The sequence below is a fragment of the Pseudomonas sp. TWRC1-2 genome (genome assembly GCF_049896685.1).
GTDB lineage: Bacteria > Pseudomonadota > Gammaproteobacteria > Pseudomonadales > Pseudomonadaceae > Aquipseudomonas.
In genome coordinates, this window is sequence record NZ_JAFCUU010000019.1 from 1 (window position 1) to 20,128 (window position 20,128).

Annotated in this window: 22 protein-coding genes and 1 pseudogene; 1 reads left to right on the forward strand and 22 read right to left on the reverse strand. The window is 58.7% G+C overall.

The window, feature by feature from the left end; all coding sequences use genetic code 11:
* The 6 genes and pseudogenes from ACP7B3_RS29280 to ACP7B3_RS29305 form a co-directional block, all read right to left on the reverse strand.
* Positions 1-749, reverse strand: a pseudogene (locus ACP7B3_RS29280) (hypothetical protein); the annotation flags it as partial.
* Between the two features lie 56 nt (positions 750-805).
* On the reverse strand, positions 806-1,486 hold the full coding sequence (locus ACP7B3_RS29285) for a hypothetical protein (RefSeq protein ID WP_426182859.1): 681 nt from the start codon (positions 1,484-1,486) through the stop codon (positions 806-808).
* Between the two features lie 337 nt (positions 1,487-1,823).
* Positions 1,824-5,690, reverse strand: coding sequence for a TipJ family phage tail tip protein (gene gpJ / locus ACP7B3_RS29290; protein ID WP_426182862.1), 3,867 nt, complete (start codon positions 5,688-5,690; stop codon positions 1,824-1,826).
* A gap of 59 nt (positions 5,691-5,749) precedes the next feature.
* A complete protein-coding gene (locus ACP7B3_RS29295; protein WP_426182865.1) occupies positions 5,750-6,361 on the reverse strand; it encodes a tail assembly protein in 612 nt (203 codons plus the stop codon).
* A gap of 63 nt (positions 6,362-6,424) precedes the next feature.
* Entirely contained in the window at positions 6,425-6,775 is a 351-nt protein-coding gene (locus tag ACP7B3_RS29300) for a hypothetical protein (protein WP_426182868.1), read from the reverse strand.
* Positions 6,776-6,863: 88 nt separating this feature from the next.
* The gene (locus tag ACP7B3_RS29305) at positions 6,864-7,355 is read right to left on the reverse strand and encodes a hypothetical protein (protein WP_426182871.1); all 492 of its coding nucleotides are present in this window, start codon (positions 7,353-7,355) and stop codon (positions 6,864-6,866) included.
* A 212-nt stretch (positions 7,356-7,567) separates the two neighbouring features.
* Here ACP7B3_RS29305 and ACP7B3_RS29310 point away from each other — a divergent pair, with 212 nt between their 5' ends.
* Positions 7,568-7,849 carry a hypothetical protein gene (locus tag ACP7B3_RS29310; protein WP_305428718.1) on the forward strand — a complete coding sequence of 94 codons (282 nt, stop codon included), beginning with the start codon at positions 7,568-7,570 and terminating at the stop codon, positions 7,847-7,849.
* Between the two features lie 195 nt (positions 7,850-8,044).
* On the opposite strand, the gene ACP7B3_RS29315 is transcribed toward ACP7B3_RS29310, so the two are convergent.
* The 16 genes from ACP7B3_RS29315 to ACP7B3_RS29390 all read right to left on the reverse strand — a co-directional run.
* A complete protein-coding gene (locus tag ACP7B3_RS29315) occupies positions 8,045-8,809 on the reverse strand; it encodes a C40 family peptidase (protein ID WP_426182874.1) in 765 nt (254 codons plus the stop codon).
* 2 nt (positions 8,810-8,811) lie between these two features.
* Complete coding sequence (locus ACP7B3_RS29320) at positions 8,812-9,564, reverse strand: phage minor tail protein L (RefSeq protein WP_426182877.1); 753 nt, start codon at positions 9,562-9,564, stop codon at positions 8,812-8,814.
* 11 nt (positions 9,565-9,575) lie between these two features.
* A complete protein-coding gene (locus ACP7B3_RS29325) occupies positions 9,576-9,914 on the reverse strand; it encodes a phage tail protein (protein WP_145163896.1) in 339 nt (112 codons plus the stop codon).
* On the reverse strand, positions 9,914-13,261 hold the full coding sequence (locus ACP7B3_RS29330; protein WP_426182880.1) for a phage tail tape measure protein: 3,348 nt from the start codon (positions 13,259-13,261) through the stop codon (positions 9,914-9,916). The genes ACP7B3_RS29325 and ACP7B3_RS29330 overlap by 1 nt, the downstream gene beginning before the upstream one ends.
* Complete coding sequence (locus ACP7B3_RS29335) at positions 13,258-13,536, reverse strand: DUF1799 domain-containing protein (protein WP_426182903.1); 279 nt, start codon at positions 13,534-13,536, stop codon at positions 13,258-13,260. Before ACP7B3_RS29335 ends, ACP7B3_RS29330 begins: the two co-directional genes overlap by 4 nt.
* 29 nt (positions 13,537-13,565) lie before the next feature.
* Complete coding sequence (locus ACP7B3_RS29340; protein ID WP_404487594.1) at positions 13,566-13,946, reverse strand: phage tail assembly chaperone; 381 nt, start codon at positions 13,944-13,946, stop codon at positions 13,566-13,568.
* An 11-nt stretch (positions 13,947-13,957) separates the two neighbouring features.
* Positions 13,958-14,605 carry a phage tail protein gene (locus tag ACP7B3_RS29345; RefSeq protein ID WP_242201017.1) on the reverse strand — a complete coding sequence of 216 codons (648 nt, stop codon included), beginning with the start codon at positions 14,603-14,605 and terminating at the stop codon, positions 13,958-13,960.
* Positions 14,606-14,997: 392 nt separating this feature from the next.
* Entirely contained in the window at positions 14,998-15,414 is a 417-nt protein-coding gene (locus ACP7B3_RS29350) for a phage tail terminator-like protein (protein WP_426182884.1), read from the reverse strand.
* Positions 15,411-16,067 carry a hypothetical protein gene (locus tag ACP7B3_RS29355; protein ID WP_426182887.1) on the reverse strand — a complete coding sequence of 219 codons (657 nt, stop codon included), beginning with the start codon at positions 16,065-16,067 and terminating at the stop codon, positions 15,411-15,413. The genes ACP7B3_RS29350 and ACP7B3_RS29355 overlap by 4 nt, the downstream gene beginning before the upstream one ends.
* Positions 16,064-16,432: a hypothetical protein gene (locus ACP7B3_RS29360; RefSeq protein ID WP_426182890.1), complete on the reverse strand. Its 369-nt coding sequence runs from the start codon at positions 16,430-16,432 to the stop codon at positions 16,064-16,066. The genes ACP7B3_RS29355 and ACP7B3_RS29360 overlap by 4 nt, the downstream gene beginning before the upstream one ends.
* A gap of 51 nt (positions 16,433-16,483) precedes the next feature.
* The gene (locus ACP7B3_RS29365; protein WP_242201025.1) at positions 16,484-16,660 is read right to left on the reverse strand and encodes a hypothetical protein; all 177 of its coding nucleotides are present in this window, start codon (positions 16,658-16,660) and stop codon (positions 16,484-16,486) included.
* 37 nt (positions 16,661-16,697) lie between these two features.
* Positions 16,698-17,201, reverse strand: coding sequence for a DnaT-like ssDNA-binding protein (locus ACP7B3_RS29370; RefSeq protein ID WP_426182906.1), 504 nt, complete (start codon positions 17,199-17,201; stop codon positions 16,698-16,700).
* Positions 17,201-17,650 carry a CTP synthase gene (locus ACP7B3_RS29375; protein ID WP_426182893.1) on the reverse strand — a complete coding sequence of 150 codons (450 nt, stop codon included), beginning with the start codon at positions 17,648-17,650 and terminating at the stop codon, positions 17,201-17,203. Before ACP7B3_RS29375 ends, ACP7B3_RS29370 begins: the two co-directional genes overlap by 1 nt.
* Positions 17,651-17,696: 46 nt before the next feature.
* Positions 17,697-18,659: a major capsid protein gene (locus ACP7B3_RS29380; protein ID WP_426182896.1), complete on the reverse strand. Its 963-nt coding sequence runs from the start codon at positions 18,657-18,659 to the stop codon at positions 17,697-17,699.
* Between the two features lie 12 nt (positions 18,660-18,671).
* The gene (locus ACP7B3_RS29385) at positions 18,672-19,400 is read right to left on the reverse strand and encodes a hypothetical protein (protein ID WP_212614244.1); all 729 of its coding nucleotides are present in this window, start codon (positions 19,398-19,400) and stop codon (positions 18,672-18,674) included.
* An 81-nt stretch (positions 19,401-19,481) separates the two neighbouring features.
* Positions 19,482-20,128, reverse strand: a 647-nt coding sequence (locus ACP7B3_RS29390; protein ID WP_426182900.1) for a minor capsid protein, incomplete at its 5' end; no start/stop codon positions are given.

The window sequence follows — 20,128 nt, forward strand, 5'->3', positions numbered from 1 at the left end:
TAAATAGCCTTCAGTGTGCCGTCAGCGGCGCGGGTAGTGTTGCCGGTGTGGTAAACGAAGTTGAAGCTCTCCGTGCCGTAATCGCCACTCCGGAACCCCAGCGTCTTTCCTGGAGAGGTTCCCATCCAAAGCTGCGAGCCAAGGTTTCCTGTGCCTGGAAAGGCCATGTTTAGCAGCGTGCCGTAAGTCACAGGTCTAAACTGCGTGCCGTCAGCAATTACACCAACACCGCTTTCCCAAACGTTCATGGACTTGTAGATAGAACTGTTCCCAATGGCCTCCCGAGCCCCCAGGCCAAGCATGGGGACGGAAAGCACCTGACCAGCTCCGGTACCAAAACCGGCTGTGGCCGCAGCTCCCAAACCTAGATTCGCACGCGCCGCAGCTGGTACCGAAGCTCCTGTCCCACCCTTCGCAACCGGCACGATGTTCTCTGTCGAAACGGAGCCCAATCCCGCCAAGGTAGCACCCCACTGCTGCACCATCTGATTAACCGCATCAGCCAGCGCCTTGGGGTAACCGTTTACCGGCACAATGCCGTATACAGCGCCACCCACGGTTGCTCCGCGAAAAGCGGGCGAGATCGATAAGGAGGTGTCACTCGCTGGGTTGATGACTTGATAAATGCCGTTATCCGGACCAACGAACATGTCGCCGGATCGGCAATTAGAAAACTTCGTACCTACGCCTGTCACGGTGGCGTTGCCATTCGTGACGGTTACGGTTCCTTCTGAAAACCAAGAAGTCATTATTATCTCCAGGCAAAGAAAGACCCGCACTTGGCGGGCCCTATATCAATTAATAACTACGCTTGGCTGCGTGCAAAGACAGCGGGCAGGTACAGGGTGTTCATAGCTGTTGCGCCGATGGTGATCGCCCATAGTCGATTACCGGGGAAGTCCCACCAGCAATACAGGCTGACATCTCGCGTTTGTGCGCCGGCCATATCCATCGCGAAATTGTTGATCAGCATGTAGTCCGGCGAAGAAAAATCAAACGGAACACTGAAGTAAACCATGGGTATTCCCTGAGAGTCCGTGCCCGACGTTACGTATGACCAAGACTGATAGGACTTCGTGAACACGGCGACAGGACTACCGGTATCGAAAATCAGACTTTCATTCGCATCAAACAGCTGGGCGCCGTACCCGGCACTGGGGCTCACCTGAAATGCAGCCACGAAGTAGCTGCCATTTGGTTGCGCTGTGGCGTTGTTGTAAGCCCGCACGTAGAAACCCGTCCAGTTACCCGCCGATCCCGTGATTAGAACCCTGCAAAGCCCAGCGACAGCAGCGACACGATCCGGCTTTACGAAAACCAACGGCGGCTCCTGAGTGGTGACTACTTTTTCGAAGTAAGTCATCGACCCCATTCCTGACTCTTGGGTTGGGATAAAGCGGCCTTTAGACAGAACGACAATGCGAGCAAACTCCGAGTCAACCGTCACTGCATCGGAATTATTGATGAACTCAAACCCGTAGCGCATTACCTGAACCTCGCCACGATAAGTCGCTGAGTTCCGAATGCATACAAGCCATTCACAGCTGTTCGATGCCCTCGCCAAACTCGCACCGAGCCATTCAATATCTCTGGCTCAAATTGAACTTGGTGCAATTGGTTGCCTGCGTTGTACGCAGCTATAGGCACGATTACCGCAAAGCTGTTTTCCGGCGTGCAGCCAGGAACACTGAATGATTGGGTCGAAGCTCCCCCGCCGCTGGCGAAAGTGACAAGGGTGGATAGCACCACCCTCATCGTGAATGAAGCGGGGCCGAGCAGCTGAACGCTGTTTCCGTCCCACGTTCCCAGGCCATATTCCTCCATCAAGAAATCCTCCCGAACTTCCCGCGCCGCTTCTCGTTTCCGTCGTAAACAGCCAGGCCCGTATTGTCGAGCAGAGTTGAACCGTCAGCACCTTCACCGCGAACCGTGAACGTGCCCGCCGGGATATTGATTTCCAGCAAAGGCCTCCCTTTCGAGTCCACGGTCGGCGAACGAAGCACCATGCCGAGGATGATTTCCTGAATGATCGCCTTGCTGATGATCGCGGTGTTGAACACAGCTTGGCCGTTCTCGATAACAAACATCGGAATGACCTTGCCGTCGATCTCGTTCACGACCGCCATCCGTTGAGCCATGATCAGGAATTCCGACTGCGACCCATTTGAGCCGAAGGCGAGACCGGTAGTAACTAGCTTGCCACCTACAATGGTTTGCGCCTGGAGCGTGACCTGGGCAGAAACCCTGTTGTCGAGACCAACCACTGTCTCGCTTACCGATCTGACAGATGCGCTCGTTTCTCCGATGCTCGACTGCAGCGTTTCCGATACCTTGGCCTGGGCCTCGATTTCAGATGCTCGCACTTTCTTCTCTGTGCTGATGGCCGAAGTTGATTCCCATGCTTTGATCGCTCCAGCCAGATCACCAGAGCCATCGTCCCCACGAACGGAAGCCCGCAGCGCCTCATTGCTCGACGCCTGGGATGTGATCTTCCCGTCGAGGTTGGTGACCTTTGTATCCAAGCTGGTGAGCGCCTGGGCAGTGCCGTTCGCCTTTTGATCGACCGCAGACAGATCGCTGTTCAGTTTGGTGATCTGCGCTGCGGAGGTCTCGCGGTTGCTGGCTACCACCTGCTCCAGAACGGTCAGCGACGACTTGTTATCGCCAACCTGCGCGCCCAGGGTGAGCAGTTGCTGCGCCAGCGCATCGTTCTCGGTTGCCCGGGTTTTACGCTCAACGGCAAGATCTGCCGTGGAAGTCCATCCTTTGATTGCATCGGCCAGGTCGCCCGCGCCGTCATCACCACGAGAAGCAGAGCGCAAAGCCTCCACCGAGGTGGCGGTGGCCACGATCTTTCCGTCGATCTCCTCGATCTTGTTGCTGACCAGGGCAACCTGTTGGGTGAGCGCGTTGGTCGTTTCCAGGATCGTACCGATGTCCTTCCAGTAGGTCGCATTCGGAGGCGTTACGCCTGCCGGCACCTCCTGGGTGGCTTGGTAGATGTGGCCGTCCCGCTGAACGAATGAGCCGGCCAGGTACGGCTTGTCCGGATCGAATGGCACCGCACCGGTAATCTGGCCAAGCAACCCCTCAAGCTCCGCCTTGGCCTCTTTCAGGCGCGCATTCACCGACTCTGGCCCATCGCCCGAAATCAACTCGATCTCTTCGCGCAGACTCTGGTAGAGCGCCCCCTTGCCGATCTTGTCCGCGTAATACGCTTCGTAATCGCTCTGCTTTGAGCTGGCCTGGCCATTGACGGCACCGGGCACAGGAAAGAACGGGCCCACGTTGCCGGTGCGGTCCATCAGGCGCGCCCAGAAGAACAGGCTCGCCCCGGCCAATAGGCTGTGCATCTCGTGCGATGCTTGCGGGTAGCTGAAGTCGCTCAGTTTGACGGCGGTCGTCAGGTCGGCCGACTGGCTGTACCAGAGCTCTGTTCGCTGAGTGTCCTCCGCACCAGGTGGAAAACCCCACTGGATGCCGATGCCGTAGACCAGGCTGGTGGTGGTCAGGAACGACACCGCCGGCGGCAGGCCTACCTTTCCTTCCAGGTTGGTCAGGTTGGAGCTTTTCCAGATCGACGAGATTTCGAACGCACTCACCGACCGCACGCGGGCCAGGTAGGCGCCCGAGTAAATGCCGGTGACGTCGACGCTGGTCGAGCCAGTGCGCTGCACCTTGATCCAGTTGCCGCTGTCCTTACGCCACTCCACGTCGTACGCGACCGCGCCGTTCACAGCCGGCCAAGAGATATTCATGGTGCTGATTGCGATGCCCTGATTTACGGCGTAGCTCGATGTCAGGGTGACGCTGGCCGGCGCCGGAACCACGGTGATTGGGATAACGCTGATCGGCCGTTCTTCCAAGCGCGCGCCAGTGTCGATATGCGCAAACTTGCTCGGGTCGTACTGCACGGCCGAGATCTCGAACACGCCAGGCTCTGGCCGGGCCACGCTCACGACCCGATACAGCGGGATCGCCAAATCGTCGGCATCCAGCGCCCAAACCAGTTCAGCTTCGGGCGTCACGGAATAAGCCACGGTCACCGTGACTTTCCGGCCACTCACCAGTTGCACAGTCCGCCCCTCACACTTGCCATCAGGCAGGTTGAGGATCAACCGGTCGCCGGGCTTGGCCTGGGTGTCGCGGTCCAGGGTGATGACCTTGCCATTCACAGCCGAGATGCGCCCGCCCACCGGCCGACCGGCCAGCAGTTCGTCAGCGATCGGGATTACGTAGCCAGGCAGCGGAATGCGCCCGTCGAGGCCGACCTTGAAGGTGACTGCCCGATCCTTGGAGTTTGTGAGCAGCGCCCACTTACCACGGCGCTGGGCCTCGGATTCGCGGGTGCAGCCAATCGCGCTGATCTCCAACGGATTGTCGCCATAGCGCCGCTGCAGCTTCTGGTCAGTCACGGCTGTGACATCGGTGTCGTAGTTGTTCAGCGGGTTGTCGTAACTGACCAGCGCGCGGGTATAGCGGGTGCGCTCCGACGCGCTGGAATAGGTGAACTTGCCATCGAGCACGTTTGCGCGGGTGTAAGCGAAGTCGAAGTCCGTGGCTCGCGGCATATCCGACAGGGTGAATACCTGGCCCTGAGCCCAGTAGGTCATCCCTCGGTAGATCGCCGAGATATCGCGCAGCAGCGACCAGGCATCAGCCTTGCTCTGCAGGTTCAAGTTGCAGATAAAGCGCGGCTCCTGGCCACCCTTCCCGTCCGGCACCAGCTGGTCGCAGTACTGCGAGATCCGGTACAACTCCCACTTGTCCACCATCCACGGCTTGATGCGGCGACCGAGGCCGAAACGGTCGTTCGTGGTGATGCCGAGAGTCGCCCAGGTCGGATTGTTGGTGTAGGCCTCCTTGAAGGTACCGTCCCATACGCCGCTGTATGTGCGCGATGCGGGGTCATAGTTGCTCGGTACTGACCATTTTCTAGCCTTGCAGCCCACGGTCACCGCCGGGATGCTGCGGAACTGCTCTGCCGAGAACTCGATGTAGAGAAGCGCGGTATTCGGGTAGCGAATTTTCGCGTCGATCACCTCAGTGAAGCCGGCGATCTGCATCGTGTCCGAGATTTTGTTGTTGTTCTGGTTGATAGTCAGACGGGTGATGCGCATCAGCCAACCGGTAGCTGCCTTGGGCAAATCAATGCGACGAGTGCGCTCATAGGTGCTGGTGGTCTTACCGTCGACAGCCTCACTCAGCACCTGCTTGTAAGCGCCGCCATCGGTGGCCAGCTCGACCTTGTACTCAATGCGGTAGCCGTTGATGTTGTTGTCCGCATCGACGGATTGCAGTGCTGGCCATGCGAATCGAACGCGCACAGCGGAAAGCTGAGTGTTGCTAATCGCCCGAACCCACGGCGTGCCGCTACGCAGCTCCGTGTTGATGGTGGTCTCGTTCTCGACGGACGGAATACCCTGGATATAGGTCTGGTCGACCGCGCCAGTACGCCATTCCCACTTCACGTTCGGGAAGTTCATGTTCCCCTGAGGGTCTTGCAGTGGGGTGTTGTCGAGGTAGATGTCCTTGGCGGTTGGTGTTCCTTCGAACTCTCCCTCCCCTACAGCGATCAGCATCTTGGCAATGGCGACAGAGCGCAGGCTGTCCGGGGCTTCCGTTGGCGTTTTTGCTTTCTCTTCGCCGCCCTTGGCGCCGTGGATATCAAACTTGCGTGCTGCGCCCATGCTTTTCTCCAGGCAATAAAAAACCGGCTCGCGGCCGGCTGCTGTGTTGCGGGTCGTCGTTACATCTGGTCTTCGGCGTAAATAGCGGCGCTGATGATCGCCCCGCCCCAACGGCGCTCGCCAATGCAGAGCGGGACCGGGTTACCAGATGCGGTGGTGTTCTTCGCGCTGCCGAAGGCATAGCCGGGAGTATTTTCTGGCGCGGCGCTTGTCTTTAGGCCCCCGGCCTGGGGGCTGAGCATTTGGATCACGCCGCCCAGCACCATCGAGCCGCCCATCATGATCAGCGCGGAACCGAATGGTGCCCCTGCGCCGAATGTGCCGCCGGTGATGACGAGGCCGACAACGATCAGCACTGCCCCGACAATGGTTTGCAGTGCGCCGCCGCGCTTACTGCCGGTTATCACCGGAGCAATGCGAATATCACCCTCGCCCGTGAATCCAAGTTCCTTCTCCGTCAGGTTTGCCTTTCCGCGAAATACGGCGAACTCAATCCCACGGAATTTGGCGTTAGATAGGAAGCGCTCGAAGCCTGGGATCTGCACGCACAGGGCTTTCACCGCCTCTGCAGGTGTCCTCACCGCCATCCGGAAAGACCGCCCAAACTTCCGGAGCTGGCCATAGAGCAGAATCGTGGTCATAGGCTGATAATTGATGGCAAGTGCCGCCATGTGCTTTTTCTCCAGGCGATAAAAAGGCCCGCCGAAGCGAGCCTTGAAAAATTTGTTCTGCCGCTAGAGGCAGCCTTGCAGCGCAGAAAGCCGTTTATTGGCGATCCAGTTGCCAACCACGACGTAATACTTCGCTTCGGACCCTGAGCCCTTGGGCTGGATGTCAACGAAGTACTGCGCCCCCTCGGTGAATACCGTGTACCCGGTGTCGCGCCCTGGCTGAAGAGTTGCACCAGATGTGCCGCCGAAGATCGGCTGGTTCTGCCACTCGTAATGAACACACTTAGCCAGCGCGGCGTCGGTTTTTTTCGAGGTCAGCACCTTGTAAGGACCCTCCTGGCGCGCTTCGTTCATCGTAGGTGCCATGCACCCCGCCAGCATCGCCACCGCTACCACCGCTATCAAAATCCGCATGTCGTTCCCTCTTTGGTTTGGCGGGACTGTAGCACTGAGGGGTAGGATGCAAAAAGCCCAGCGTGGCTGGGCTTCAGCGAATAGAAAATTACTTTTTAGCTGATATCGATATCTTCACTTGGGACGGGTCTACTCGATATGCTTCGGCTAACTGCTCAACCGCCCTTTCTAATGACAAAAAACCGTGTTGATGCAATCCTGGCTGAAGTTGAACGATTTCACCGAGATTAAAAAATGTCTCATCTGGGAATTCGCAAATTGCGGGTTTCATTTTCTCAAGCGGATGATCCCTGAAGGCTTTAGGAACCTCGGGATTACCCCAGGAAAGAGAGCGCACCTCCGAAACCCTGGCGCACACCAATCCACCCTCTCTTTCTGGAAGAAGTACCTCTCTCACTTTCGCGACCCACGAAGGAATATGGCCATAGCATATGACCGCGTACTGTAAGCCTGCGAGCTTGAATAGTGGGATTTCTCCGAGCGGGATCGCGAGCTCATGCGACTGCAGTAATCGCCTGAAATCGTCTTGCTCGAAATAAACACATACTGCTTTTATCTTTACGCCTTCTTCCATATTCATCTGAGCCTCATTTTTGACATCAAAACGACATCAACTATTAGCACGAAACGCTGAAGACTTAAACATCTCAGACTTGTACGAATATCCAGTAACGCCAACCCTCCCCTCAGTAGTAGCCTCCTGCCACACGCAAGGATTCCCCAGTCCTTCGCCTGCAAGCCCAAGGACTGGGATTGCGCCAATATCGGCGCGGACAACGCAAGGAAAGTGAAATGCATCCAGGACAAACCATATTCCCGTACGTGCTGATTACCAACGATCCCGAGGTCATCGCAAAGGCAGTGGACATCTCTGTGAATGGTGTCGCTGAGGCGAGAGGCATTGTCACCTTCATGACGACTCTAGGCTTTGAGGACACAATGTCCGCGCTAAACGCTGATGGTGGTGAAGTAGGCTTGATCCAGGCTTATGACTCTCAGTTCAAAGGCGCTGCCGGTGATATCGTTCGTCTGTTTACCGGCTTAACTCGGGCGACTCCGCCCGCTCGACCATAGAACTTTCCCGCCAATAATTTCTATTTTGGCGCCCTCTGCCATCCTGTACGGGCCGCTGAGTACATATTCAGCGCGCCCATCCTGGACATCTACTTCGACCGGCTCGCGCTCAGGGTTAGTGAAACCTGGGCGCCAAGCGATTGCCGGGCTGAACTGATCAATCTTCTTCATACCCACTCCTGCGGCCCGGCCGCGTCATGTTGGTTGTGTTGCGTCTTTGTGCCTGAGGATTAGGCGTGTCCGGTCATGCCAGGGGCCGCCAAAGACGATGATTTCCGACGGCCGGCCATACAGGTGGTGCAGCAGGAACGGGCCTGGGCCGAAAACACCTGAATCCTCACCAGGCAGTGACGGATCGGTGCCAAGGTATATGCCAGCGTGGTTCGGGTGGGCCGTCCGGCCAACCTGCATGACGATCATGTCGCCGCGCTGTGGGCTGTCTACTCGCTCAAATCCCGCCGCCTCGTAGTGCTGTTCGTACAGGCTCGCGCTCTCCGCACTCTCCCACCAGCCATCGGCGCGCTGGAAGGCCTCGAATTCCAGCCCCGACTCGCGCTGGTACCAATCAGCGCAGACTTGCCAGCAATCCCAGGCCCCATGCACGAACGGGCGCTTGAGCAGCGGCGTGCTGCCCGTTGGCATGATCGTGCGCATGTCGCCCTCGGGCCAGGACAGAATGTGCCAGGGCAAGGCCGTGGCTTCACACATGGCCAGGTCGTGCGGTGACGGCCTGCTGGTGGCGTCCGGGTGCGAGTGGACGATGCCGATCACGTCACCCAGGTCCTCCGCCGCGGCGTAGTCCTCGGGGTCGAGCCGGAACTCTTCGTTCGGCTCCTTGGCTATGTTCCGGCACGGGAAGTATTTCTGTGCGCGGCCCACGGCCAACAGCAGGCCGCAGCACTCTCGCGGATACTCCGCCGCCGCATGCGCCTGGATAGCCGCAATGATGTGCTTGCGCATGGTCAGCTCCGGGCAATGAGAGACACGGCGGGGAATCCGCCAAAGGACAGTTCGTTGTTCTCGCCGAAGCGCAACTTGCAGGACGACAGACAGCCCTTGCACTGATCCTTAGCCGGGTCATCCGTGGGATTGTCCTCGTCGTCGAACATGGCCGCGCCGGTGTAGCCGCAGTCCGGCCCTCGGTAACCATTGGTCATGGCCCAGTGGCAGAACGTCGTCATCTGGCGCCCGGGAAGTCCATGGTTGTCGATCTCCCCAGGAGACGACAGCTCCCAGACCACCGCCTCGCCGTCCTCGCTGGTCTTCTGGTCGATGTACCAGATTTCCAGTGCTTCCTGGGTCGGGTCAGCAGTTGGGTTGCCCTCGGGGAAATTGGCGGCGTCTAGGTACTGGGCCAGCGTCTCGCGGACAGTCAGCTTGAACTTGAGCATATCCTCGAAGGCCAGGCACAACGCCGTGACGCGCCCGTTGACGTTGGCGGCAGCGAAAGTCGGCCGAGAGGCGGTGCCGTCGCTGCTCGAGGAGATACCCTCAATCTGCACCGGCCAGGCCGCGTACTCCTGGCCCTGCCAGATAATCGACTTGGCGGGCAGTTCCTCTTCTGAGCCCTCGTAGGCCAGCAATTCCTCTGGCGTGTGCGGGATAGCATGACCGTGGAAGCGCAGGTAATCGGCGCCGTATTCGGTACCGTCAATTTCGAACAGGCGAATCTCGCCGCCGGGCTCCAGTTTCTGGATGTCCGTGATCAGTGCCATGGGCGGTTATCTCAGGGATGAAAGGTTTGCTGGAAGGTAGCGGTGATGGCGTAGACCTGGCCGCCGCGGTGCACTGGCTTGTAGCCGTTGCACTTGTAGAGGCCAAGCTCGCCGAGGGGCGGCGTCCAGAGAAAGCCTTTTGCCCCCTTATGCCTGTCGAGGAACTTCCTGATCTCCAGGATTCGCGTGCCCATACCGGTAAACGTCACCGGCCAGGATTCCGACTGATTGTTCAGTCCGTCCTCGACCGACTGCTCATAGCCATCGCCGAACTTTTTGGTCCGGACGCGCTGGGTAATCTCCCCTTCCGCGCCCTTCTCCGTTGCCCATGTAAATCGTTCGATTGCCATCAGCGCCCCTTGATTGCTTTGTTGATAACGCCGCCCTGGCCCATGTCCTTGTTGCGCATCTGCTGGTACTTCTGCTCCACAAAAGCCGCCAGCTCCTTGCCGAACAGGTCGTAGCCAGGCGCGTCGGCGGAGGATGATGCGTTGCCGTCTCCGTCGATATGCACCGCGACGTTGATCTGCGTTGCACCCGCCCCGCCACCGCCCATGGCCATAACACCCAGCTTGCCGCTGGATGTGCGAGTCAGTGGCATGATCGCCTCTGCTCCAGCCTCCCCCATAACGCCGGTTTTGCCGTTGGCCATGCCAAAAGCTGTGGGTTTACTGACGACCGAGTTGGTGAAAGCGCCGCCGTCGGCGAACATCTGCACACCGCCCGACCAGGCGCCGCCCAATGCTTGCGGGAAGTAGGTGCCGGAATAGCCGCCAGCCGAGGCCCCAAGGTTTGAAGACGCGGCACCAGCAGACCCAGCCGTCAGTCCGTTGCCACCGGCGGCACTGCCGCCCAAGTAACTCGCCGCGGAACCCACCAGGCTGCTCAGTAATGCCGAGCTGGCCTGACGCGTTGCTATGCGCGCCATGTCAGCCAGGATCGATTTTGCAAAGTCCGAGAACGATGCTTTACCAGTCATGGCGAAGTTGACTACCGCGTCTTCCATCGAACTGAAGGCGTTGCCGAACAGGCTTTTCGTCTGCCCGGCGATGTTCCGCGCCGAATCCAAATAGTTGTCCCAAGCCGCTGTCGCGCCCTTCGTCCAGTCGCCCTGGGCGCTCTCCACATCCGCGTAGTTCTGCCGAATCTGGTCAGTGGCAGCTTTATTCGCGTCGGCGAGCGCTTGCGACTTACGCTTGAACTCTTCCTCCGACATGTTCCGCGACGGGTCAGACTTCTGGTTGGCAAGCTCCAGCGACTGTTGAGCAAATCGGTCCTGTTGGTTGTTCAGTTCGCCGCTGAGTGCGTTCTGACGGTCACCCTGGCCTACGCCAATCACGGCGCGCTGCCCGGCAAGCTCCAGGGCGCGCTGTTGTTGCTCGAGCGCCTGCACATATGTACTGATCGCCTGCTCCTGCTTGGCGAGTCTCCCGGTCTCGTTGGTCGCCAAGACCTCAAGCTGGCTGTCAGCGTCTTTCTGTGCCTTGACCATCCCTGCGCGCGCGTCAGCGATCTTCTGGTCTAACTGGATGCTTTGCGCGGCTGACGTTGTCTTCTTGCCCTTGGCGGCTTCCAGCGCGGCAATCTCGGCCTCGTAAGCTGCCGTCGTTTGGTCGAGTTGGTTGCCGATCAGCGCCTGGCGCCGCAGCAGATAGTCTTCCTCCGACAGCAGGCCTGCCTTCTGCGCCGATTCCAGTTCCTTCTGGTAGTTTTTGTAGGTGTCGGTGATGGCCGCCAGTTCGTTTTTGGCGCTGTTGAAGCTGGTCAGATCAACCTGGGCCCCGGCGATTTTCGGGTCCTTGTCTTTATCCTCAAGGCCTTTCAAAAGAATGTCGTACGCGCCACCGGAAAACTTTTTGCCGTCGTAGCTCACACCGTCAAGCAGTGGCGACTTCTGTCCGGCCTTTTCGGCATTTTCGTAGAGCGCTTTGAACTGGTTGTTGAGCTTTTCCAGTCCCGCTTTACGCTTGTTCAGAGGGTTGACGTTGTCGAGTTGCGCGTCCAGCGCTTTCTGAGCCTCGATTGCCTTCTGGTTTGCGTCGGCGTTTTCACCCGTGACGATTGCCAGGTTAGAACTGGCAGCCTGCCTGGCCTTCAGGTCGGCAAGTTTTTTCTCAAGCGCCTCAGTTGAGTCGTCATGCTCACCGGTGCCCAGACCGAGAGCCGAGTTCAAGGAACTGAGACCGTTAGAGATGGCGCCCGCAATTCCGCCGCCCTTGCGGGTATCCAGAACGCGCTGGGTGATCTCGATCTGCTTGGCAAGGTCAGGAAATATCTCCGACCGGACTTCTGCGTACGCGCCTTTGATTGCGGTTTTGATCCTGTCCCAGTCGCGCTCCACGTCGGATAACGACTCGCGGTAGGTCTTCAGGCGCGCCAGGGCGGCCTGATTCAAATCTTCGCTGAGCACATTCAGGGCACGCTGGCTGTCGCCTTGGTCATCCAGCCCCTTGATCACTTGGTACTGCTCGAGGGTGAGCAGCCCATACTGGCTATTGATCTTCCCCGCAGCTTCCGTCGCAGTATCGCCGGCGGTGGCGAACGACTTTGCAAGCTCACCAGCCCCCTGCCCCGTGATCTCGCTGATCGCCGCCGCAGCCTCAGCCAGGTTTCGCATCTGCGTGCCGCTTGTGGCGGCCCCCGATGCAAGCGACACAACGGCCTCTCGCGCACCAGACAGGTTCCCGGTGACACGCCCAGCGCCGTCGGCCATATCCTTCAAGCTGGCGATTGTCTGACCGGCCCCGTTGGTGCCTCCATTGATAGCGGCATTGAACTCACGCGCCTGTTTCATCGCATCAAGGTATGCATATGCGAGTGACCCGATTATTGCAACGAGCAATCCGGCAGGAATGATCATGCCAGCGAGACTTTTAGCAGATTCTCCCGCTCCAGCACTCAACTGGGCGATAGCACGAGCCCCACTACCCAGATCACCCGATTGCAGGGCGTTGGCGAGCTGCATCACGTTCTCTTGGGCCTGACGAGTGCCAAGTTTCAACTTGTCGAACGCGGTTTCCGTAGCTGTCAGCCCGGCACGGTCCTTGCCGATTTTTGCCAAAGCTTCGTTGTAGCGGTTGGCGTCAGTCTCGCCTAGCCTATGAAGCTCGTTGAGTGCTCGCTCACGCTCTTCAAGTTTCGCCAGCTTGGAGGTTAAGGGGTCGATTCCATTCACGGTGCGCTTCAGCGCTTCGATCCGTCGGCCCTCAACCTCTATCAGGCGCTGCTTCTGCGCCAGTTCTTTGGCTTCAGCCTTTTCAAGCCTGTCATGGGCCTTCCCCAACTGATCCTGATACTTGACCTGGTCCTCTATCGTTATCAGTCCACCTTTCTTGGCACGCTCGAGCAAGCCCTCAGCCTGGATCAACGACTCCATGCTGGTAATGTTGCCGGTCATTGCCTTGTCGAGCTGGCTGATGACATTGATCTCAGCTACCGCGCTGTCGGCTGCCTTGCGGCTTGCCCCGGCTTGACGGTCCCTCGCAGCCGTCGATTTATCGATGCTTTGCGCAACGTCCGCTTCTGCCTGAGAAACCTTTTTACCGGTATTGGCCAGGCCTTCGCCTGTTTTGCCCAGGTCATCAATGGCCTTCTGAGCACCTTCAGCGGAATCGACCAGCTTATCCAGATCATCTGCAGCCTTTGCGGCCTGCGACGACTCGACCGCAATACCCAGGGAAGCGAAATTGGTGCTCATTTGTTTTCTCTCTGTTCCGCCATCACCTGCAGGGCTTCAGCCTCCATCCGCCGGAAGTCGCTGAAAATGGTTTGTCGCTGACTGATCGGTACGCCACATATCCGAATCACACCGGGGAGAACGCTGTAGTCCATGCCGGTGGCGCCGCACGCGCCTGTACGCCACTGGGTGCTCATGGCCTCGAAGACTTTGAAGGCCTCCCAGTTGTCGGGCCAGATGCCTACCTCTGTGGCGTAGTCGTCCGCAGTAAAGCCGAAGGCATCCGTGCCATCCAGTGTCGGCTCATAGAGCGCGCGTGCAGCGCTTAGGAGTTTCCCAGGCGGGCCTCATTGAAAGCTTCGGCGTAGGCATTCAGCACGGCCTTGGGTGCCGAGTTGATCGAGTTGACGAGGATGCGTACGTTTTCAGGCGTGAACTTCTCCTCGATATCCCAGCCGACGACGACATCAAGCAACTGGTCGGCCTGCAGATCGATCTGAGCAGCCGTGAATGCCTTGAGGTCCATATCACCTACCTGCTTGCCCAGCTCGTCGTGCCGCTCGTTCCAGCCGGTGTACAGCTCAGCCAGTGCGGTACGGTCCAGGTACTTGAACTCAAACTCCACCTTCTCAGCGCTATAACCGGCGCGCTGGATCATCACCGGCGCCTTGAAGGTTGGCTTCTGGATCAATTTGAACTTGGCCATGAGCCCTTCCTTTACGACGCGTAGCGAATGAATTTGGCGACGACCGCAAACACTGCGGTCACGGTCATGATGTTGTTCTTGTTGAGGGACGGCACATTGTCGAACGAGGCATAAGCGTTGTAGACAATGCAGCCGCCAGCGGCGAGATTTACCTTGACGGCCCGAGGCTTCTTGTCGTCATCCGCCTCAATCAGCACGTCGTTGTGCGGCAGATCGGGGTCGTCTGCCAGAGTCAGCGTGAACGAGATCGCCGACTTAGTCGTCGGGATCTGATGCTCGTCATCCTCTTCCAGAAAGGAGTAGGTTGCGTTCTGCTGATCACCGCCGGACTTCGCGGATTCAGTCACCTGGCTGACGGGCACCCAGTCCGTAATCTTGCGCACAGACCCAGCGCCGCCGCCCACGACATAGCGCGCAACGTTGAGCGTGTTTGCCTTTTCAAGGACAAACGCGTCAGCGGTAGCGGTTTTCACACGCAGTACGCGATTGTTCAACCGCGCCCAACCAGAAGTTACCTCAACGAAATCGCCCGCCTTCAGGCCGTGAGCCGCCGCCGACACGGACGCTTCGAGAGCATTGGTGATCGCGGTGACGACGATTGGATTGCCGTAGCCGGATGCGACCACGACGGTAGAGCCATTCGGCAGAAAGACGGCCATGGGTGTTTCCTCTTTTCAGAAATGACAAAACCCGCACAGAGACGGGTTTCGGGGTTTGCCCAACGGGCTAAATGTTGTTTGTTACTAATCGACTTTCATATTGCTTCGGACCTCGTCCAAAGGGATACCGGATTTCGAACCTACGACCACACCGGTAAGGCCACAGCCTGGACAGCAGGCATGCTTATCCTCGTACCACTTTATAATTTCAGTGGGTACAAGCCAAAGACCGCATCCGACGCATAAGCACCGCTCGCTCAAGCCGATTTCTTCGCGATTCCTATAGCAGTGGTCCTCTACCCACTCACTTAGATATTGAAGCCGCTGCTTCCTGATTTCGTCCATCGCAGGTATTCCCAAACCAATTCATGAAGGGAGTCTACCGTTTAGGATCATGCGGTGTCGGCTCGGTACTCGAACGACACCGGCACCGTGTATGTAGGCGGGTCTGTGATGCCTGGGCCAGGATCAACTGGCGACATCATAACGACGGTAAAGCCTGCCTTTGTGTCTCGCGCGTAAAGCGGGAATAGCGTGGTCAACTCGGCCACAAGTGGGTTCGTCTTGGTCTTGCCGGTGCCGGCCGGTGCCACAATGCTGACCTGGTAGACGCCGATGAAAGCACGGTGATCGCCGGCAAGCGTGCTGCTTTCGGTATCGCCTGGGAGCATAAACGCCCGCAGATATGTCTCGCCGTCCGCAGGGTCATACTGCATATTCTCAAACACGACCTTGATGGGTTCTGCCCTCGCCTTGCTCCATGCAAGCAGCTTGGCCTCGTATATTGAGGCGATGATGGCGTGGCTCATACCTGATTGTTCCTTGTGGCTTGGTCGACGATCTGCTGGAAGCGGGCCAGGGTAATTCGAACCATGCCGCCGGGCGCTTGTGTGGAGTGTCCGTATTCCAGCGGCACGCCATAGGGCAGATTGTTCACGATGTAGGCCGTCTCGCCAGCCGTCAGTGCCTGGACTTGCAGTCGCAGCTTAGCCAGCGTCACGCCACCAGCCGGATCGACCTGGTCAAGCGTGCCCTCCGCCGGCGTGCCGATGGAAAACTGCCAGTTCCCACGGAACCTCCCGCCGACGTAATCCTTGCCCACCACCAAGCCATTCACATTGAAGTTCAGGTCGCGCTCGGTCTTTGTCAGGGGTTTGGCATATTTCACGCCGCGCCGCAGCTTGCCGGCCTTCGTGAAATTCGACTCGTTGAGGTTGATGATCGTGTTGCGAACCGCGACCTTGAAGTCGTAGTCGTCGGCTGCGCGGGTGTTGGTCTGGCGGTGAGCAACGTTCGCAGCCCAGATTTCGGGATTGCCCACGGGCGACATGCGGATGACGCTGCTGCCGAGCTCGATAACGATCTCGCGGATAGTTGCGTCGATACCGGCCTGGGCACGCTCGGCGAAGTCGCGGATATTCTCGGCGAAACTGCCGTTCATGCTCGCGTACTTGCTCGTCATGACCGCACCTGCAATTCGTACAGGATCGGCGTGCCGGCGGGGTTGACCTCTTTCAGCGGCGGGACGATTGCCCAGGTGCGGCCCTGGGCAGCCACTTTGTCGAGCAGGCCGGGCACCCAGCCCAAGCCCTGCGCAGCGATCTTGAGCTTCTTGTCGCCTTGTTTGATGAGGCTGTTGTTCTGGAAATCTTGGCCGGTGAAGTCGAGCAGGATGCCTTGGGCGATTTGCTCGACGGTGGAGCCAGGTGCTTCGCCGCCCGTTTCCGGGTCGTACTCGCCCGGTTCAGTCTTGCTGATGGTCACGGGCTGGCCGAACTCTGTGATCATATCCAGAGCCATCACGGCCATTTCGTCGTAGAAGGCCATAAGGGCTCCAGATGTGAAAAGCCCAGCGCTATGGCTGGGCTCTAAAAAGTATTACTTTCCGTTTGCGGCTTTGACTCGCCCCTCGAACTCCTCCAGAAGCTTGTCTGCCTGTTCCGCCGCCTTCATCGCAGCATTAGAATCGTATTTTCCAGAAGCCAGATATCCATTCAAGGCCGCTGATGCGAAGCCAATCCATGCCGCCTCTTGATCGCTGAGAACCTTACTCATTTGAAGCTCCATTTCGTGAATTAGGCCCTATTTGACTTCATGCTCGAACCGCAAACAACCCCCGCTTGAGTAGGTAGTCGGCAAACTGCGTTGCGCTCGGCCGATCCGGCGCCGCTGGCAGCAGTCGGTTGCTGGTGGAGGGGATCGCTGCGTACTGCCGCGTCACCGCGCCCTCAACACGATCGAGCAGCACGGCGCCTTTGCGCTTCTCCACCGGGTCGATATCGTCCTGATAAATCTCAGCGGCCAGGGCCATCTGACCGTACTGGATGCGCGCCGGCAGGTAGTTGTTCGGCTTGATCTCGTGATCCAGCAGCACTCCCCGGCGCGGCCAGGACAGGGCCTGCTCGCTGTTCGACTTGCGGCCCTTCCAGGTCATGCCATCCATCACCAAGGCGGCCCGGCGCAGCAACGCTTCCTGCTCAAGAGCGCCCACAGGGATTACCGTGCCGAACTTCACGGCATACAGGGCCAGTTCTTCAGCGCTCGCGTAGCTTTCGGCGTCAGGCTTGCCGGTGCCGTCCTCGATGATGAGCATGATTACTCCTTGATTTCGTTCAGGCGGTCAGCCTCGGCCTTCGCTTCATCGGCAGTGCCGACGAACTCGCCAAAGCGTACACCGTCGCGGGTGATGATGATCCACTGGTCGTTGGATTCCAGCTTCGGAATGTAGACCGGTTCATCTTCGGTGCCGTCCTTGATGGTGCCGTTGGTGCCACCGGTCAGCACGTTTTTGCCCGTCTTCTCCTTGCCGGCGGGTACTATGTCCTTGGCAGTCTTTGCCTTGCCAGCAGCGGAGGTGACCGGAGTCTTGCGGGTCAGCACCTCCACCTCGATCTCGGCGGCGTCGTACGCGTCCTTGATGTCGGGATAGTCGCCGACAATGATGACCTTGGTCACGCCGCGCTCCACCGAGCGGAACAGTTCAGGGTTTCGGTAGCGCTTATTCGGGTCGAAGTCGCCCAACTGGTTGCTGTAAACGAGTTCCATGATTCTCTCCATGGCGGCCATTGCTGGCCGCGCCGTTAGGACGGTATTAGCCGCCTGCTGGTGGGGTGGTGGTGAGGGTGATCATTACGCCGGCGGTGACCTTGTTGCTGTCCGAGTGCTTAACCCAGTTCGCAGCAGAGCCGACGGCAGCCAGTGTTGGGTTAGAGCCGCCGGTGGACTCTTTCCAGCTGTAGCCCAGCACGTCAATATTGACGGTGCCCTCGGCGCGGTAGCCGATCGCCAAGTTCTCTTCGTCGTTCACGTCGTACGAGCGGAAACCTGGGGCCTGGGATTCGGTGATGACCACGGCGTTTGGCAGAAGGCCGAAGATGGCGTCCACCGGCGCCTTATCGGTGACCAGCACCGGTTTGCCCAGGGTGCCAGGCAGGCCGCCGTAGATCACGACACCAGCCTCTTCATAGATCTTGTTGGTGATGGCCTCGTCAACGATGTCGAAGTAGGCCGACGAGTGCATAACCCACAACGCGATGCGGCCAAACTTGTCGCCAAACTTGCGCATGCCGCGAGTCAGGGTCTTCTTGCTGTCGGTTTCGATGTTGGCGGAGACCACCATCCCAGCGTTGGAGCCGATGGCAGCCTTGAGCGCGCCGGTGGCGTACTCGATGAAGCCCTCGATAGTGGCATCGGCCACGTCGGCACCGATGATCTGGGAGAACTCCTCCACCGGACGGCCGCGACGCTTGAAAGCCTCTTCGGTGGTCTGGTACGGGCCGTACTTCCATGGGGCCTTGACGCCAACGGCCTCGCCAGCGCCGATCTTCTTAGCGGTAACTTTGCCTTCGGAGTTCACATCACGGTGTTCCAGGCCGCCGCCGAGCTTGTAGAAAGCACGCTTGCGGAAGTCACCCTGGATCAGCTCGTTGTCGAGAACGATCGCGCCGTTGGACGATGAGTTGAACACGTCCAGGTTGTCCTGAATGCGCTCCAGGTATGCGGTTTGCGCCTCATCGTTGTAGATGATCAGGTCGCTGTTGACAGTTGTAGCCATGGGTTTTTCCCCTTATTTGGGCAATGCGAGGTATGCGGTTTGGCCGTGCTTGCGCTGGAAATCGCGCTTTTGCTCGGAGGTCATTTCGGAGCGCTTGGATGCAGCCTGGCCGCCACCCCCGCCCGGGGCTTGTGTCCCTGAGGCCCTTGGCCACAGGTGGGGTGCGCTTTCACGCAAGGATTCCGCCCATTCGAGCGGGGTCAGAGGGGTCTTGCCGTCTTTGCCGAGGATGGTCTGGCCATTCTCGTCAACGGCGACCGCTTCACCCTCTTCGTTCAGCGAGAACACGCCCTTGGCGCGCAAGATGATGTCGTCGGTTGCTTCCGGCAATGCGCCGGCTTTCAGTGCTGCACCGCGTACCGAGTCGCCCAGGACTTTGCCCTGGAACTTCGCGGCGAAGGCTTCAGCCTTCTCAGCGCGACCGGCGAGCGTCTTCAGTTGCTTGTCGTGCTCGCCACGCAGACGCTCTGTGCGCTTATTGAACACCTCGTCCACCTTACCCTCGGTCAGCAGCTTGGTTTCTTCGTCCTGCCCGGCGCGGCTGAGCAGGCCTTTGACGGCGTCAATATCGATGCCTTCAAACTGGGTTTCGAACTGGGTCAGCTTGCCGGAGGTTTCCTTCAGCTTGCCTAGAAGCTCCGAGTTCTTGGTTTTGAGACCAGACACAGATGCTTCAACGGCAGTCGCGATAGCGGCCTTGATTGCCGGGTTCTCCAGGTCGATTTCGTTTTCTTCTGCCACGTTGATGCACCCCTTGGGTTTGTTCGCCCGCTTTGCAGGCAATAAAAAACCGCCCGGAGGCGGCTGACTGAATTTGTTCGGTTAGATCCCTGCTCGCTCGAAGGCAAGCGGCTCCAGCCCCTTCATCTGCACCAGAGTCAGCGGCGCAAAGTTGCGATCAAGCTGCAACTCAGTGAAGCGCTCGACGGTCAGCCCGCCCTCCCGGAACAGTTTGGCGCGGACGGGGCCTATGGCGACATCCTGGAACGAGGCTGGCTGCTGCTGGAGCCAGTGGTAGTAATCCAGGCTCGCACTGACCTGCTGGCCGCCATCGGCACCCACTGAAGCGCGGGTAGCACCTTTGGCGAACATCTCACTGAGCTTGGTCAGCAGAATGAAGGTGGTTCGGCAGTTAGGGTGAAACGGTGGCCTAGGCCCCGAATCAACCGGAAACCGTCGTTTGTCCATCGACCGACATTGCTGACTGGTCTTACTGTCCAGCGTGGCCACCATCTGGATCTCTTCCACTATATCCGTGTTGGCCTTGGCCACCTCCATCCGGGCCTGGGAAGACACATGCTGAATAGCGGTGTGCACGACGGTGCTGGCATTGCGGTTGGTGGTGGCCAAGATGCCGTCTTTGTACCCTGCCGCCTTGGTGCCGCGAATGTTGCGGATGATCTGGAAGTTCGTCTGACCTTCGAAGAAGCCCTGCCGGATGGTGCCGGTAACTCGTTCACGCTCTGCAC